Origin of the sequence: Aeromicrobium sp. Leaf350, from assembly GCF_916858655.1 — a bacterium.
GTDB lineage: Bacteria > Actinomycetota > Actinomycetes > Propionibacteriales > Nocardioidaceae > Aeromicrobium.
This window is the reverse complement of the sequence record NZ_CAKASL010000001.1, coordinates 329408-343261: the sequence shown is the minus strand read 5'-3', so window position 1 is coordinate 343261 and position 13854 is coordinate 329408. Positions and strand designations below refer to the sequence as shown.

Genomic DNA, 13854 nt, shown 5'->3' with positions numbered 1-13854 from the left:
TCAGCTGCCGTCGAGCAGCTCGCGATAGCGGGCCTCGTGGTGCTCGGACGGCGTGGGCGAGACCTCGGGCTCGACCAGGTCGTCGGGGTCGTCGGCGCTGATCGTCACGCCCTGCGCCCGGCACTGGGCGACGAGCGCGTCGTAGTCGTCCTGCGACCACTGGCCGTACTCGTCGGTGAGGGCCTCGCTGAGGCTGGTGCCGCGGAGCAGCTCGAACTGGCCCTCCGTGTCGAGGGTGACGACGGGTGCGCGGTCGAGGGGCAGGTCCTGAGGTCCGCGCCAGTAGCCGAAGGCCACGCCGTCGTCCTCGTTCTCGGCGGCCCAGGTGATGAGCTCGGCGGTCTCGGCGATGGCCGTGGTGTTGGCGGCGATGTCGGGGTTGGCCAGGTCCTCGGCGGTCAGGTAGCCGGTGTCGAGGGCGGCAGGCTGCTCGTCGTCGCCGAGGAGGCGGAGGCTCTCGGACCACGGGTTCGACTGGCCGGCGTCCTGCAGGCGACGCCACACGGCGAGGTCTTCGGGAATCGTCATGTCCTCATGATGGCGCGTGGGAGTGACACACAGCGGCCACCCAGGCTCCGGGATCCGCGTGTCGGGGATGGGCCATGATGGTGCCGTCTGGGACGGCGACAACAGGGGGCACGAGATGGCCGACGACGACTTCCTCAGGGTGATCGAGACCGAGGTGGCGCGCGACCCGTCCAACCTGGCGTTGCGGGAAGACTTCGTGACCCTGCTGATGGAGGTCGACCCCGACCGCGCCGCCCAGGAGCTGGCCGTGTTCGAGGCCAACGGCGGCAACCCGGCTCGGGTGCAGGTGCTGCGGGCGCGGGTCATGGCGGCGCGGCTCCGCGGAGGATCCGCGACGCCTCCGGCCGAGCCTGGGCCCATCCCTGCGCCGTCCCCGGCTGAGCGCGAGCCGGTCGACGCGGCGACGGCGGGGGACTGGGACGCCGAGCGTCCCGTGGTCACGCTGTCCGACGTCGCCGGCCTCGCGGAGGTCAAGCAGCACCTCGACTCGACCTTCCTCGCGCCGCTGCGCAACCCCGAGCTCGCGGCGGCCTTCGGTCAGACGCCCGGCGGCTCGCTCCTGATGTACGGCCCGCCCGGCTGCGGCAAGACCTTCATCGCGCGGGCCATCGCGGGCGACCTCGGTGCGTCGTTCATCCACGTGACGCTGGCCGACCTGGTGAGCAAGTATCTCGGCGACAGCGAGAAGGCCATCCGGAGCGTGTTCCGCAACGCGCGTGCCGCCGCGCCGTGCGTCATCTTCATGGACGAGTTCGACGCGCTCGGCGGTCGGCGTACGTCCGGCGGTGCCGGGGCGCAGTCGCTGCGCATGATCGTGACGCAGCTGCTCGAGGAGCTCGACGGCGTGTCGAGCGTGAACGACGGCGTCTACTTCCTGGCCGCCACCAACCGTCCGTGGGACATCGACTCCGCGCTCCGACGCCCCGGACGCATCGACAAGACGGTGCTGGTGCTGCCGCCGGACGAGGTCGCCCGGCACGCGATCCTGCAGAGCGCCCTCGAGGGCAAGCCTGCGGCCGACGTCGACGTCGCCCGCGTGGCGGCGTCCACCGAGGGCTTCTCCGGTGCGGACCTCAGCCACGTGGCGACGGTCGCGCTGCAGCAGGCGCTGACGGCGTCGATGGAGGCCGGCAGCGTCGTCCCGGTCACGACCGAGACGCTGCTCGCCGCAGCGGCGGGGGTGACGCCGTCGACGACGTCGTGGTTCGACCAGGTGGCTCCCGTGCTCGACTACGGCGTCGACGACGGCACGTTCGACCAGCTGCGGGCGTACCGGGTGAAGCGGGGCCTGGCGTGAGCGGCGTCGACGAGATGGATCCGCTGGAGCGAGACGTCGAGCTGGCGTGGGAGCTGTTCGAGGTGCAGCCGTCGCACCCGGAGGTCGGGCGCCTCGCGAGTCGCGTGCTCGCGCAGCAGCCGGGCCGCAACGGCATCCGCATGCTGCTCGCGATGCACCGCCAGCAGTGTGGCGACGCCGACGAGGCCCGCCGACTCCTGCTCGACATCCTCGGCCAGCGCGACCAGTACTTCGTCAACGCCGCCCGCACGCTGCGCGACCTCGAGCAGCACGAGAACCAGTTCGTCGAGGCGCGGCGCTGGGCCGAGGTCGTGCTCCAGGAGGACCAGGAGGGCTGGCACGACCTGATGGAGCTGGGCGTCGCCTCGGCGATGTCGGGCGACATGGAGCGCGGGTGGCAGATGCTCGACGAGGCCGTCGCGCAGTGTGCGCGCACCGAGGAGAGCGAGCTGCGGTACGCGCTGGCCGGGCGCGCGATCTACCTGTTCCAGAGCTTCGCGCCGTCCGAGCGATTCATCGTCGCGGCCGAGGAGGCGATCCGGGCCGATCCGTCGAGCGACACCGTCGTCGGTCCGCTGATGTGGGCCTACGTGCACCAGGGGCGTTTCGACGACGCGCAGGAGCTGGCGCTGCGCACGCTCCGCCAGGACCCGATGGACGGGCTGGCCGGGGGCGTGATCACGATGCTCCGTGAGCTGCGGGAGGTCACGGCGAAGCAGGACATCACGATGGCCGACCTCCACCAGGCCGGTGCGGTCGAGGCCGTGTGGGTGCAGATGCGCGACCAGATACTCGGCATCGACCTCCAGGCTGCGCTGGCGGCGCTCGACGAGGTGCTGCCGGACGACCTGCGCGCGGCGCTGCGTCCGCCGCTCGACGAGGAGGCGGCCCGGGAGTCCGGCGGCGAGAGCGACGTGCTCGCCTGGCACGACGGTCAGGAGCCGGGCACCGGGGCGCTCTGGCAGACCGGCGGCGACTTCCGGCTCATGTCGGCTGCAGAGATCGGCGCGATGGACGACGCGGTGGAGGCCGACCCCGTGGCGTGGTCGCAGTGGACGCAGGAGAGCCTCGACGACTACTACGTGCAGATCCTCACCGACGACGCCGACGGCTACATCATCACGACGATGCACGAGGTGGTGCTCCGGCGTCAGGGCTCCGAGGACGTCGTGATCGCTCCCAGCCTGTCGGGCTGGTTCTGGGACCGCGTGCGGGCGTTTGGCGGGCGCGATCCGCGCCCGCTGTCGCAGCGCGAGGAGGCCGCGCAGCCGGCGAATCCCGCGCCGCCGACTGTGGCGGAGATCGACGCGCTCAACGCCGAGTACCTGGCGGCCCCGGAGGACCAGGATCGGCAGATCAGGTTCTGGCAAGCCGTGGTGGCGCTCGACCGGTGGTACCTGATCAACCGCGGCACGGAGGACGCGCCGCGACCGTTCGCGCTCCAGACGGGCGAGGGTCCGCTGGTCTGCCTCTACACGAGCGAGGAGAGGGCCGGTGCCGCGGCGGAGGCCAACGGGCTCGTGCCGCCGGGGGAGACCGTGCCGCTGTTCTCGATGCCGCTGCCCGCCGCGATCGACTGGGTGCTGTCGCTCGGGGAGCACGGCCTCGCGGGCGTCATCGTCGACCATCCGCAGATCGGCGCCTGGTGCCCGCTGCCGAACCTGGTGCACCTGGGACGGATGCGCTGGCAGTCCTAGGTCTTGGTGCGTGATGCCGTGAGCGAGACCGCCACGACGCCCGCGCTCAGCAGCGCCAGGGCCGGCGGGAGCCAGTACAGCGGGTTGTCGATCTCGTCGGAGCGGATGGCCATGCAGGCCAGCGCTAGGGCTGAGAACACGGCGGTTCCGATCGCCGTGCCGAGGGCGCGTCGTCCGACCTGGCCGGGGTCTCGGCGACCCAGCGACCATTGATCCGCCATGTGCACGACGGCGAGGCTGTAACAGACCGCCACAACGACGAGTCCGGTGTCGGCGTCGAAGATGTAGTCGCCGACGCGGCTGCCGTTCACCGCGAGACCGACCATGTCGTCGCGGGTGTAGGTGAAGGGCGAGATCCAGAGCCATCCCAGGGCCGTCGCGATCCACACGAGGGTCGCCGTGACCCCGCTGAGTCCCAGGTCCCGGTAGCGCTCGTGCAGGCTCGGCCGCTGCTGGGCTGCCGCTTTCTCAGTCGCCTCGACCACGGTCTCGGTCGTCGCCCTGCGGGCCGCCACGCTGTCTCGCAAGCACCGGAACATGTAGTCGAACGCCTCGGCGTCGGTGGCGAACGATCGTTGCGTCGCCTCGATCGGAGCCGCCGAGCTGTCGGTTGCGAACACGGTGGCGACCCCGGCGATCCGCGCGAACGCCACCCCGTCAGCTCGTGCGGCGTCGCCCTCATCCATGAAGAAGGCGTTGCCGTACCCGGGCGCCGCGACGCCCATCGACTTCAGCTGCCTGCGATCCACGGATTTACTCCTGAGTCGAGCCGATACTGGCGCAGCAACTCTAGGACGTCGCGTCACGCCGGCTCACGCGAGGCGAGCCGTCGGCGATGATGATCCGATGGCCTCGATCCAGACGCTCAGCGACGCCGACCGGCGCACGATCGCCCGATGGGCCGCCGCCTGCGCCGAGCGCGTGATCCCGCTGTTTGACGGCGACGCCCGAGCCGTGGCCGACGTCGCCGATGCGCTGGCCCGCACGCGTGCCTACGCCGCTGGGCAGGGGAGTGCGGCCGAGGAGATCAAGAAGCGGCTCGTGGCCGTCAAGGCAGCCAAGTCGGCGACGACCCCCGCCGGAGCCGCAGCCGCGAGGGCCGTCGGTCAAGCCTCCGCCGTGGCGCACATGGGTGCCCACGCCCTGGGTGCCGCCGGCTACGCAGTGAAGGCGGTGTCGCTGGCCAACCCGAGCAGCCCCGACGCAGTCACCGCGGAGATCCGCTGGCAGCTCTCGCGGCTGACCGACGTCGACCGGTCCATCCTTCGGCAGTTGCCCCCACTCGGATCCGACACCTCCGGCCCCCTCGGACCAGGCCTCCTGGCCGGCGGCATCGTGGGGCAAGCGATCCGCGAGATCCAGGCGCAAGTCGGCTCGACCCCAGCCTGAGCAGTGGTGACGGCAGCAGAGCTTCGAGATTCGAGCGCGACTGTTTGTGCGTTCCGCTTCAACGTGTGAATGTGCGCGTTTGCGCAGGTCAGGGACCTGCAAGGTGCTTGCGGTCCGCACTCAGTCCGCAAGATTTCGGAGCGCGCCTACCTTGGATATGGTCGAGTCAAGTGGTCAAGTTGGGTCCGGACGTCTACCTCCAGCCGCTCGCCCGCTCCCATGAAGCGCCGGTGGCCGCGGGACGCCCGGCCGTGGCCGTCCACGACGATCGGTCTCTATCACTTATATCGATGGGACCTCGATCGACCCGCGCGCGCTATACGCTGGCGGTCAGAATCTCCGGCCGGTACGCAAACATCGCAACCGGTGATGCAGCGCCGGACTACTCGTACTGGGGATCGCCGCGCAGACCGGCGCGGCGCTAGAGGGGGCCTAGAGTGCCAGACATCATCGGCGACCACTTCATGCTTCTGAAGGTTGAGCGCCGCAGTGGGACCTTCTCCGTGGTCCGGAAGGCCATCGACGAAAGAGATGAGTCCTTTGTCGCAGTGAAGTTGCTTTCCGGACAATCTGACGATGTCACGCGCAAGGTGTTCAACAATGAGGCAAAGACTCTCAAAAGCCTGTCGCACCCCAACATCGTCCGTTGTCGATGGGCCGGGATGGACGAGTCTGAAACCTACGTGCTGGTCCTCGACTGGGTCGAGCGAAATCTGGATGACGTACTCCAAGCGTCTGGCCCATGGGACTCGTGGGACCGTCTCGCTGCAGAGGTAGCACTGCCACTTACGGACGCGCTGGCGTACACCCATCTGAAGCAGATCGAGCATCGGGACATCAAGCCGCAGAACGTGCTCATGTCCGACTCGGGGGTTCCGCTACTCGCTGACTTCGGGATCGCAAAGATCCGCGGTGAGGAGCAGACAACCTCGCAGACCGTCGCCGGTTGGCACTCTAAGCCGTACGCCCCGCCTGAGCTGAACGCAGATATTCGCTACGTGAGGGACGTTTACTCGATGGGCGTTCTGCTTATCCAGTGCATGACGAACGACCGCTTGACCGATCTGGTTGGCGTCGAGCAAGCGTTGAACTCCATTGCTGTTCCTCCCGATGTCCGTCGCCTTCTCGGCGCCTGTATTGCTACGCAACCGGACGATCGGCCGAAGAATGCGAGCGATCTCTTCGGAGCATTGCGATCGATTCAACAGAGGCGGCAAGCTCAGAAACAGGTCGCTCGAAACCCTGTATGGCTTCGGCTCACTAAGTCAGCGATCAGGTCCCTGGGAGGCGGCGACGACGCCCGACTAGAAGCGATCGCAAAGGCACAGGCTGACCTCTCCGGAGAAGTCTATGCGTCGTTCTACAACGATCACCAGTCAGGCGAACTCCAGCGCGACAGTATTCGGCTTGATGGCGAGGCATGGTCCTTCACGTTGAAGTCCGATGAGAGCGGCGCCGTGATCGTTAAAGCGGCGGAACTCGACTTCGATCGACTTGAGAATCATCGACGCCGGGCTCTGCTCGTACCCAAGGTCTTTGAGTGGGCACTCAGTGAGCCCGCCAACAAGTCGGCGGCTCGCGCGGGCCTCGCCACGTTGGTCGATGCCATTGATGACTTCTACCTGAAGAGGGATCAGACGGCCGAGTCAATTGTTGACGAGCGTGACGGGGACGAGCTCTTTGACACCTGGCGTCGAGTGCTGAACGCGCGTGAGGAACTGGCGCGTGGCGAGAAGAAGCCCATCCCTTACAAGAAGTGTCATGCTCGTGGCCGGGAAGCCACGTTTACGCTCGAGTCGCCGGTGGATCATGACCTGGTCGGTACAGAGTGGCGTGTAAGGGATCAAGTCACTGATCGAAAGTTCGGTTGGGGCGAGGTAATCGATCATGACGTCGACCGAGTAGTGGTGCTGAGTGCTCGTCGCTGGGAAGGCCTGCCGGACCGAGCTGTGCTTGACCCGCACCTTGGCCCGGACGAAGCGGCGCTGAATAGGCAGCGTCAGGCAGTCGATGATGTGCAGAGAGACAAGTCGGCCCGTCCGGATCTGAGAGAGCTGTTGCTTGATCCTGGCCGGAACGCGAAGCCGCGGACCGTCTCGATCACGAACTGGAACCGTGATCTTGACGATCGGAAGCGCGAGGCGATTGAGACGGCCATGGGGTCCACGGACATTTACGTCGTTCAAGGACCGCCGGGCACAGGTAAGACGAGCTTCATCGCTGAACTTGTTGAGCAGACTCTGAGCGCAAACTCAGACGCGCGGGTGCTCATTGCGTCGCAAACCAACGTGGCCGTAGATAACGCCTTGCAACGGTTGGCTGGCGATGGGCAGGCGAGCATGGTGAGACTTGCCAGTGCTGACCCGAACCGCGTCGACGAGTCGGTCCGTCACCTTGTCCTGGACGCACAGATGAAGCGTTGGGCGCGGTCGGTCCGTAAGAGCGCTGAGAACCACCTGGCAGCGAGGGCAGCCGAAGCGGGACTAGCCCCCACTCATCTTCGAGCGGCGCTCGCCCTGCAGCAACTCGCAGCCACCGTGGCGCAATTGGACCACCTGCAGTCGGCTAGACCTGAGGATGAGGACGGACAACGATCCGAGATTGCGACATCGCTATCCGAGACGACCTCCTCCACGTCGGTTCAGGAGAAGGTTGACGCTCTAGCTGACCTCCGCGATGAGTTGGTATCCGAGGCGCAGTCAGAGTTGGCAGGTGACCTGACACTGTCGGCGGACATGAGTGCGGCGGACGCCCGCAGCGCCGTGGATGTTCTCATCGGCGAGAGCTCCCATGCGCAGCAGTTGCTCTCTCGTCTGCGGCTTCAGGGTGAGTGGCTTCAGCGCATTGCCTCAGACTCTGGTCTTGCGAACACCTTCCTCGATCAGACAAGCGTCATTGCAGGTACGTGCATCGGCTACTTGAGGCATCCGGCGGTCCGACACCTCGACATTGACTTGTGCATCGTTGACGAGGCGTCCCGGGCGACGTTGACGGAAGCGCTGGTGCCAGTTTCGCGTGCCAAACGTTGGGTCGTGGTGGGGGACACCAACCAGTTGCCCCCGGTGGACGAGAACCTGCTTCGGAACAAGGAGCTTATGAACGATCATCAACTCCTCCCAGAGGACGTTAAGCAGACGCTTTTTCAGCGGCTGACGGACCGATTGCCAGAGCACTCGCAAGTGATGCTCAATCAGCAGTACCGCATGATTCGGCCTATCGGCGACATGATTTCTACCTGCTTCTATGACGAGCAGCTGCGTTCGCCCAATGAGGGTGGCCTCGAGGGCTACACACTCGGCTTTGGGAAGCCGGTGCTTTGGCTCGACACCTCCGCGCACGGCGAAGCTCGGCGCGAGGCCGCGCCTCTTGGCAAGGGCAAGAGTTTTGCAAATCGTGCCGAAGTGCGCATCGTTATCGATCGACTTAAGGTGCTGAACGGTTCGATCGACATGAACGTTGTCCGATTGCCAGAAGGCTCCAAGCAACTCGACGTGCTCGTAATTGCACCCTACGTCGCGCAAGTCGCCGACCTGAATCAGCAGTTGGCTCCAATCCGCGACCGTCTCCGGCATCTCGCCGTCACGGTGATGAGTGTCGACGCGGTTCAGGGGCGCGAGTCTGATGTCGCGATCTTCTCGGTCACGAGAAGCAACTCGCGAGCCGAACTCGGCTTCATCGGTCCTGACTACTGGCGTCGAATTAACGTCGCACTCTCCCGTGCGCGTTTCGGTCTCACCATCGTCGGGGACGCGGGGTTCGTCCGAGGAACGACCGGCGCACTGAAGAAGGTGTTGACTTACGTCGAGTCACATCCGGATGACTGCGAACTAAGAATGGCCGAACGATGAGCCTGACCTCAGCCGACACGATTCGACGGAGGTTCGGCGACCACAGGCCAGGGCTCCAGCTGATCAGCGTTGTCGACGCCGCCTTGCCAGTCACCATCTTGCGTGTCGACGTCCTTGCGCAGGAGCGCAAGCCATTGCCTCTTTTGGAAGAGTTTATCTTGCGGTTCGTCCACGCGGGCGTCCGCGAGATCGACGAGATCGCGGCGTTACTCGGTCTACGCCGGGATCAAGTCGTCTCTACGGTGGCGGACCAGATCAGCTCCAGCAATCTAGTCCGATCGTCAGCGGGTGAACTAGGCCTCACCACGCTAGGTCTTGAGGCAGCGCGAAACCTCGCGGCGGTCCAGCCGGTGCTCACGCAACTAAACGTTCCGTTTGACCGTCTGGTTTGGAATGCCCAGGACTACGCGCGCGGCGCTCTAATCAAGAAGCGTGATGCACAGGAGGCTGGGCTCGAGATTTTGCCGGCGAAGAAGAGCTCGCGAGTCGATCTGCCTGATCTCACAGTCGAACGGTTCAATGAATTGGTCGAATCTCGGGAAGACCGCGCGCGACGTGTCGAGGTGCTACGTGTTCGCAAGATTGCCTCCCAGAACGTGCATCTCTACTTGCCCGCGCAACTACTGGTTTACGGAGACACCGAGTCCGGGGAAGTTGAGCTCGGACTTTGTATCGACGGAGATCTGCAGGCAGCTCACGGTTTGGAACTCGCGGCAGCCGATGCCGTCATCAAATTGGGCATCTCTGTGGCTCGCCCGGAACCTCGTCCCACGCTCGCTCGTGAGTTGGAGGAACAGCGTGTGGGGAGCGATCAGGTTGAGTTGCTCAGAGTCGCAGGTGGTCGCATCGACCCGGAGGTGCATGAGTCGTCAGAGAATGCGAGCCGTGTCGAGGACATGGCTGTTCGTAGTGTCGGCGTCCATGAGCACCCGGAACTGCTGACTAGCGCGCTCAACGGCGCCAAGAGGCGCATGTTGCTCATCGCGCCGTGGGTGAAGGGTGGAGTAGTCAACACAGATTTTGTCGCTGCGCTTGAGCGGCGATTGCGGGCGGGTGTGCAAGTCCATATCGGGCATGGCTACGGACCCGACGACAAGGGGTCGGACGACTTCGCACTGCGCAAACTCGCAAACCTGGCGGACCGTTACGACAACTTGCGCGTTGTCCGCCTGCGGAATACCCACGCCAAGATCCTGATCTTCGACGATCAGTGGATCACTACGAGTTTCAACTGGCTGTCATTCAGGGGCGACCCGAACAGGACCTATCGCATGGAAGAAGGCACGCTCGTTCAGATCCAAAGTGAGGTCGATAAAGCATTCGATCGGTACAACGAGATCCTGAATGCTGGGGGAGTCGACCCCCGCGTCCAGCACTGAAGTTATCAGTTCGGGACTATTTCGTTGGTCCGGCATTACATTCAGGCGCTCGGATAGACCGAGATCAGCCGTCCCCGGCGTCGGACCTGCCGCACGGGTTTGGGCGGGGTAGTCGGAGGTGACGGAGTCCGTACGTCATGAACTTTCTGTCGGCTCTCCGTGAGTCCGCAACGACGAGTCCATAACGAGTTGAGCCGCGACGCGGGTGCGATCTTCTGCTGTGGGCCAAAGGTGCGCGTAGGTGTTGAGCGTCGTGGTCGCCTTCGCGTGGCCGAGAGAACGCTGAACAGTGACGACGTCGCACCCGGCCGCGATCAGCCCTGACGCGTAGAAATGCCGAAGGTCGTGGAGTTTGATTCCGGTTAGGCCTGCTGCCTTTAGAGTCTTCCGCCACCAGTAGCCAACGGTGTTCTGGTGGGGTGGTTGATCGTCCTCGCCGAACAGCCACTGCTCGTGTCCGACGGTTCCGACTTCTGCGACGTGTCGCGTCAGCAGATCGACCATCCCGGGGGCGAGGTGCACGACTCGCTCCGATCCGTACTTCGGTGGGCGGATGTCGAGGTCAGGTCCGCCGAGACGTTGCACCTGGCGGGTGACGGCCAGCGTCGCGTTGGTGAAGTCGATGTCGCCGAGCTGGACCGCTGCAGCCTCCCCGAGTCGAAGGCCGGTGAATGCACAGAGCGCGATGAAGGTCCGGACCTCGTCGTTGGCGACGGCCACGAGTGTGCCGACTTCCTCGGGTGTGGGGATCGACATGGCGGCGTCGCTGCGGCGGCGCCGGGGGAGTCGGATGCCGTCGGTGGGGTCCTGGCCGATGACTCGGTCGCGGACGGCAGCGCGGAACACCGACCGCACGTTGACGTATCGAGTCTTGACGGTGCCCGGCGCGAGCCCGGCGGCGTCCATCGACTTGATCCAGACTTCAACGTCCGATCGGCGGATGTGTCGCATCGGTTTCTCCGAGAACGGGACCGACCTCGCCGCGAGTGACATCGCGAGCACGGTGCCGGGTGCCCAGACTTGTCGCGCTGACCACTCGCCAAAGAATGCCGCGAAGGTGATCTGCCCGGCCCTCGGGTCGGCGTAGGTCCCGGTGATGATCGCGGCGGCGATCTGGTCGAGCCACTGCTGGGCGTCGACCTTCCGCTCGAAGTGCCGGGTGTGCTCTCTGCCCGATTCGTCGCGATACCGAGCTCGCCACTTGCCGTTCGATCGACGTGCGATGTTGCCGGCCACGTTCGTCTCCTGTCGTTGGCTGTACTCGGATCGTCAGCAGGTCCGGGTGCGGGTCGCCAGGGTCAGTTGCCGGTCTGTGGATGGCGGGACTGCTCGTCGAGCCAGTGGATAACTTCACTACGCCAGTAGCGGACGGATCGGCCGACGCGGAAGCCGAGAGGGCCGGTGCCGAGGTGGCGCCAGTAGCGGACCGTGGCGACGGGGACGCGGACAAGTGCTGCGACCTCGGCGATCGACATCAGCTCGTCGGCGGCATGTGGCTGGTCCTGCAGGGTGGTTCGGGGCGAGGTCTTCATGGTCACTCCTGGACTCGGATGGTGGGGTGGTGCTTCCGATGGCTGCAGAGTGACCCGGTGACGTCACCGGATTCGTACCCCCTTGGCGGATCTTGCAGGGGGTGCGAAGGGGGTACGTTCGCATCGGCGCAGGTCAGGGCACGTACCCCCGAAAGTTTGAAGACTTTCTGGAGTCGGCCGTATAAGGTTGTCTTATGACCCTGTTGGCGGAGTACGCCGCGGCGCGTCGCGACGAGGACGTGGCGCGTTTGCGCCGTGCCATCGCGTTGCGAGCGATGGTGGCGACAGGCTCGAGCCAGACGCAGATCGCCGAGGTCCTCGGCATCTCCCAGCCCGCGGTCAGTCAGCAGCTTCGCCATGCTCCGGACCTCGCTGGAGTTCATCCCGAGCTCCTCGTCGAGGCCGCTGCGCCGGTCCTCCGCGCGCTGGCCGCCGAACGGGGATACGCCCGCCTCGCCGTCTTCGGGTCGGTGGCTCGCGGCGAAGCCCGACCGGACTCGGACATCGACCTGCTTGTCGAAGCACCCGAGGGCACCTCGACCTTCGACTTCCTCCGTTTGAAGCAGCTGCTCGAGAATGTCCTGGGGCGCGAGATCGACTTGATCTCCTACGGCGGCCTGAAGCCGATCGACGACGACATCCGCCGTGACGCGGTGGTGCTCTGATGGAGACCAGCGTGGCGAAGGACCTGCTCCATATCGACGGGTGGTTGTCGCGAGCCGACGAGATCTTCTCCCGTGGTCAGGACGCCTACCTGGCCGACGGCCTTCTTCAGGAGGCGGGGGACTCCCTGATGATGAAGCTCGGCGAGGCGGCCGAGCGGCTTTCGGCGAGCGGAGTTCTTGCTCCGGCGGGGGTCGAGTGGGCGCTTGCGATCGCCAACCGCAACTTCCTCATCCACCAGTACGACGAGATCGACCGAGCACTGACGTGGCCGACACTCGCCGTAGACCTGCCTGCTTGGCGCCGGTCCTTGGTTCCGCTGATCGACGAGGCGCGGGCGAAGCTCGGCGCCGTCTGACCCAGCAGCTCGGTCACCGACCGATGCTCGGCCCTCGATCTGATCCGGGGGATGGGGAGAACCTCTCGTAATCCTTGCGCCGCACGGGCCGAGGTGTCGGCATGGGCCCGTAGCGCTCGATGTCTGCCAGTGCCTGGTCACGCGCGGCCTCCGGCCCGAGGTCAGCGCGGTCGCGTGCGAAAGCTGATGTCCACTGGGCTCTCGCTGAGTCGACCGAGTCCGCGACGAGGTGCGCGGTGTTGCTGTGCCGACCACGGGTCATGGCCACGTAGGTTGCGGCCGCGCCGGTCGTGTCGTTGAGCGCGAGATGAGCCCGGTCGACCGTGTCGCCCTGTGCGCCGTGGACCGTGGTGGCGTAGGCGAGCTCCACGTGGTCCAGGACGTAGGAGATCGGGAGTGTTCGAGTGCCGCGCTTGCCTTGGACCTCGAGCTCGCCCCTGGTCCGGCTCCCGACCACGGTCCACGTGTCGCGGTTGGCGACATCGAGGTCCCGGTCGTTCTGTCGGGTCGCGATCCGGTCGCCGAGGTGGATGGCGTCCGTCCGCCCATACGCCACAGGCGAGGCCGAACCTTCGGGTCGATCCGATCGTCGGCGATCCTGAATCGCGGCGTTGAGCGCGGCGACGTCTTCGAGCTTCGCCGCGATCACCGTCTCCCCGCCCGCTCCATGCTCAGCGAGGCTCGCGATGCGTTCGACGTCGCTCGCATGAATGACGATGCCGCCGCGGGCCAGGAGGGTGTCGAAGACTGTGTCCTCTGCCTCGCCGGTGCGCATGCGGAGCGTGAGGTCGCGGTACTCAGGGTCTGCGAACCGGCGCACGGTCTCGAGTGAAACGGTCGACTCCGGCCTGGTCCATCGCACGGCGTGGTCGAGCACTCCGCCTCGTCCGACGGCCGGCAGCTGGTGCCGGTCGCCCATGAACGCCACCCGAGCGCTGGCCTCATCGGCGATGGTCATCAGCGCCAGCGCCGTGTCCTGATCGAGCATTCCGGCCTCGTCGATCAGGAGCAGGGCGCCGGTGTGAAGAGTCGCTGCTCGACTGGGCTGGCGATCCTCGAAAGGCAGGCGTTGCCAATCGCCGTCGTCGTTCCATCGGAAGCCGTGCTGGTGCGCGAGCCACGCAGCGGACACTGCGGCCACGCCGGTCTCGGCCCGTGCGACT

General features: G+C 65.9%; 12 protein-coding genes. 7 read left to right on the top strand and 5 right to left on the bottom strand.

Annotated elements, in window-relative coordinates:
• Complete coding sequence (locus LO931_RS01720; RefSeq protein ID WP_229051476.1) at nucleotides 1-528, bottom strand: hypothetical protein; 528 nt, start codon at nucleotides 526-528, stop codon at nucleotides 1-3.
• A gap of 115 nt (nucleotides 529-643) precedes the next feature.
• Between LO931_RS01720 and LO931_RS01715 the strand changes: the two genes are divergently transcribed.
• A complete protein-coding gene (locus tag LO931_RS01715) occupies nucleotides 644-1825 on the top strand; it encodes a 26S protease regulatory subunit (protein WP_229051475.1) in 1182 nt (393 codons plus the stop codon).
• Nucleotides 1822-3522, top strand: coding sequence for a hypothetical protein (locus LO931_RS01710; protein ID WP_229051474.1), 1701 nt, complete (start codon nucleotides 1822-1824; stop codon nucleotides 3520-3522). Before LO931_RS01715 ends, LO931_RS01710 begins: the two co-directional genes overlap by 4 nt.
• On the opposite strand, the gene LO931_RS01705 is transcribed toward LO931_RS01710, so the two are convergent.
• Nucleotides 3519-4271 (bottom strand): hypothetical protein, encoded by a 753-nt coding sequence (locus LO931_RS01705; protein ID WP_229051473.1) that lies wholly within the window; start codon nucleotides 4269-4271, stop codon nucleotides 3519-3521. The genes LO931_RS01710 and LO931_RS01705 overlap by 4 nt on opposite strands.
• Nucleotides 4272-4368: 97 nt before the next feature.
• On the opposite strand from LO931_RS01705, the gene LO931_RS01700 reads away from it, so the two are divergent.
• The 3 genes from LO931_RS01700 to LO931_RS01690 all read left to right on the top strand — a co-directional run bounded on the left by LO931_RS01700 (nucleotide 4369) and on the right by LO931_RS01690 (nucleotide 10138).
• Nucleotides 4369-4911: a putative immunity protein gene (locus LO931_RS01700; protein WP_229051472.1), complete on the top strand. Its 543-nt coding sequence runs from the start codon at nucleotides 4369-4371 to the stop codon at nucleotides 4909-4911.
• Between the two features lie 437 nt (nucleotides 4912-5348).
• The gene (locus LO931_RS01695) at nucleotides 5349-8759 is read left to right on the top strand and encodes a serine/threonine-protein kinase (protein ID WP_229051471.1); all 3411 of its coding nucleotides are present in this window, start codon (nucleotides 5349-5351) and stop codon (nucleotides 8757-8759) included.
• Nucleotides 8756-10138: a hypothetical protein gene (locus tag LO931_RS01690; protein ID WP_229051470.1), complete on the top strand. Its 1383-nt coding sequence runs from the start codon at nucleotides 8756-8758 to the stop codon at nucleotides 10136-10138. Before LO931_RS01695 ends, LO931_RS01690 begins: the two co-directional genes overlap by 4 nt.
• 135 nt (nucleotides 10139-10273) lie before the next feature.
• Here LO931_RS01690 and LO931_RS01685 read toward each other — a convergent pair whose 3' ends face one another.
• On the bottom strand, nucleotides 10274-11374 hold the full coding sequence (locus LO931_RS01685) for a site-specific integrase (protein ID WP_229051469.1): 1101 nt from the start codon (nucleotides 11372-11374) through the stop codon (nucleotides 10274-10276).
• Between the two features lie 62 nt (nucleotides 11375-11436).
• Nucleotides 11437-11670 carry an AlpA family transcriptional regulator gene (locus LO931_RS01680; protein ID WP_229051468.1) on the bottom strand — a complete coding sequence of 78 codons (234 nt, stop codon included), beginning with the start codon at nucleotides 11668-11670 and terminating at the stop codon, nucleotides 11437-11439.
• A 203-nt stretch (nucleotides 11671-11873) separates the two neighbouring features.
• Between LO931_RS01680 and LO931_RS01675 the strand changes: the two genes are divergently transcribed.
• Nucleotides 11874-12335, top strand: coding sequence for a nucleotidyltransferase domain-containing protein (locus tag LO931_RS01675; protein ID WP_229051467.1), 462 nt, complete (start codon nucleotides 11874-11876; stop codon nucleotides 12333-12335).
• Between the two features lie 11 nt (nucleotides 12336-12346).
• Complete coding sequence (locus tag LO931_RS01670) at nucleotides 12347-12691, top strand: DUF86 domain-containing protein (protein ID WP_229051466.1); 345 nt, start codon at nucleotides 12347-12349, stop codon at nucleotides 12689-12691.
• A gap of 13 nt (nucleotides 12692-12704) precedes the next feature.
• Here the strand turns inward: LO931_RS01670 and LO931_RS17535 are convergent, their stop codons facing one another.
• Complete coding sequence (locus LO931_RS17535; RefSeq protein WP_255657828.1) at nucleotides 12705-13823, bottom strand: ATP-dependent RecD-like DNA helicase; 1119 nt, start codon at nucleotides 13821-13823, stop codon at nucleotides 12705-12707.
• Nucleotides 13824-13854: the final 31 nt, after the last annotated feature.

Excerpts from the sequence above, each read along its gene's own strand:
- LO931_RS01720 (WP_229051476.1), bottom strand. The coding sequence starts at position 528 with ATGACGATTCCCGAAGACCTCGCCGTGTGGCGTCGCCTGCAGGACGCC.
- LO931_RS01715 (WP_229051475.1), top strand. The coding sequence starts at position 644 with ATGGCCGACGACGACTTCCTCAGGGTGATCGAGACCGAGGTGGCGCGC.
- LO931_RS01680 (WP_229051468.1), bottom strand. The coding sequence starts at position 11,670 with ATGAAGACCTCGCCCCGAACCACCCTGCAGGACCAGCCACATGCCGCC.
- LO931_RS01700 (WP_229051472.1), top strand. The coding sequence starts at position 4,369 with ATGGCCTCGATCCAGACGCTCAGCGACGCCGACCGGCGCACGATCGCC.
- LO931_RS01690 (WP_229051470.1), top strand. The coding sequence starts at position 8,756 with ATGAGCCTGACCTCAGCCGACACGATTCGACGGAGGTTCGGCGACCAC.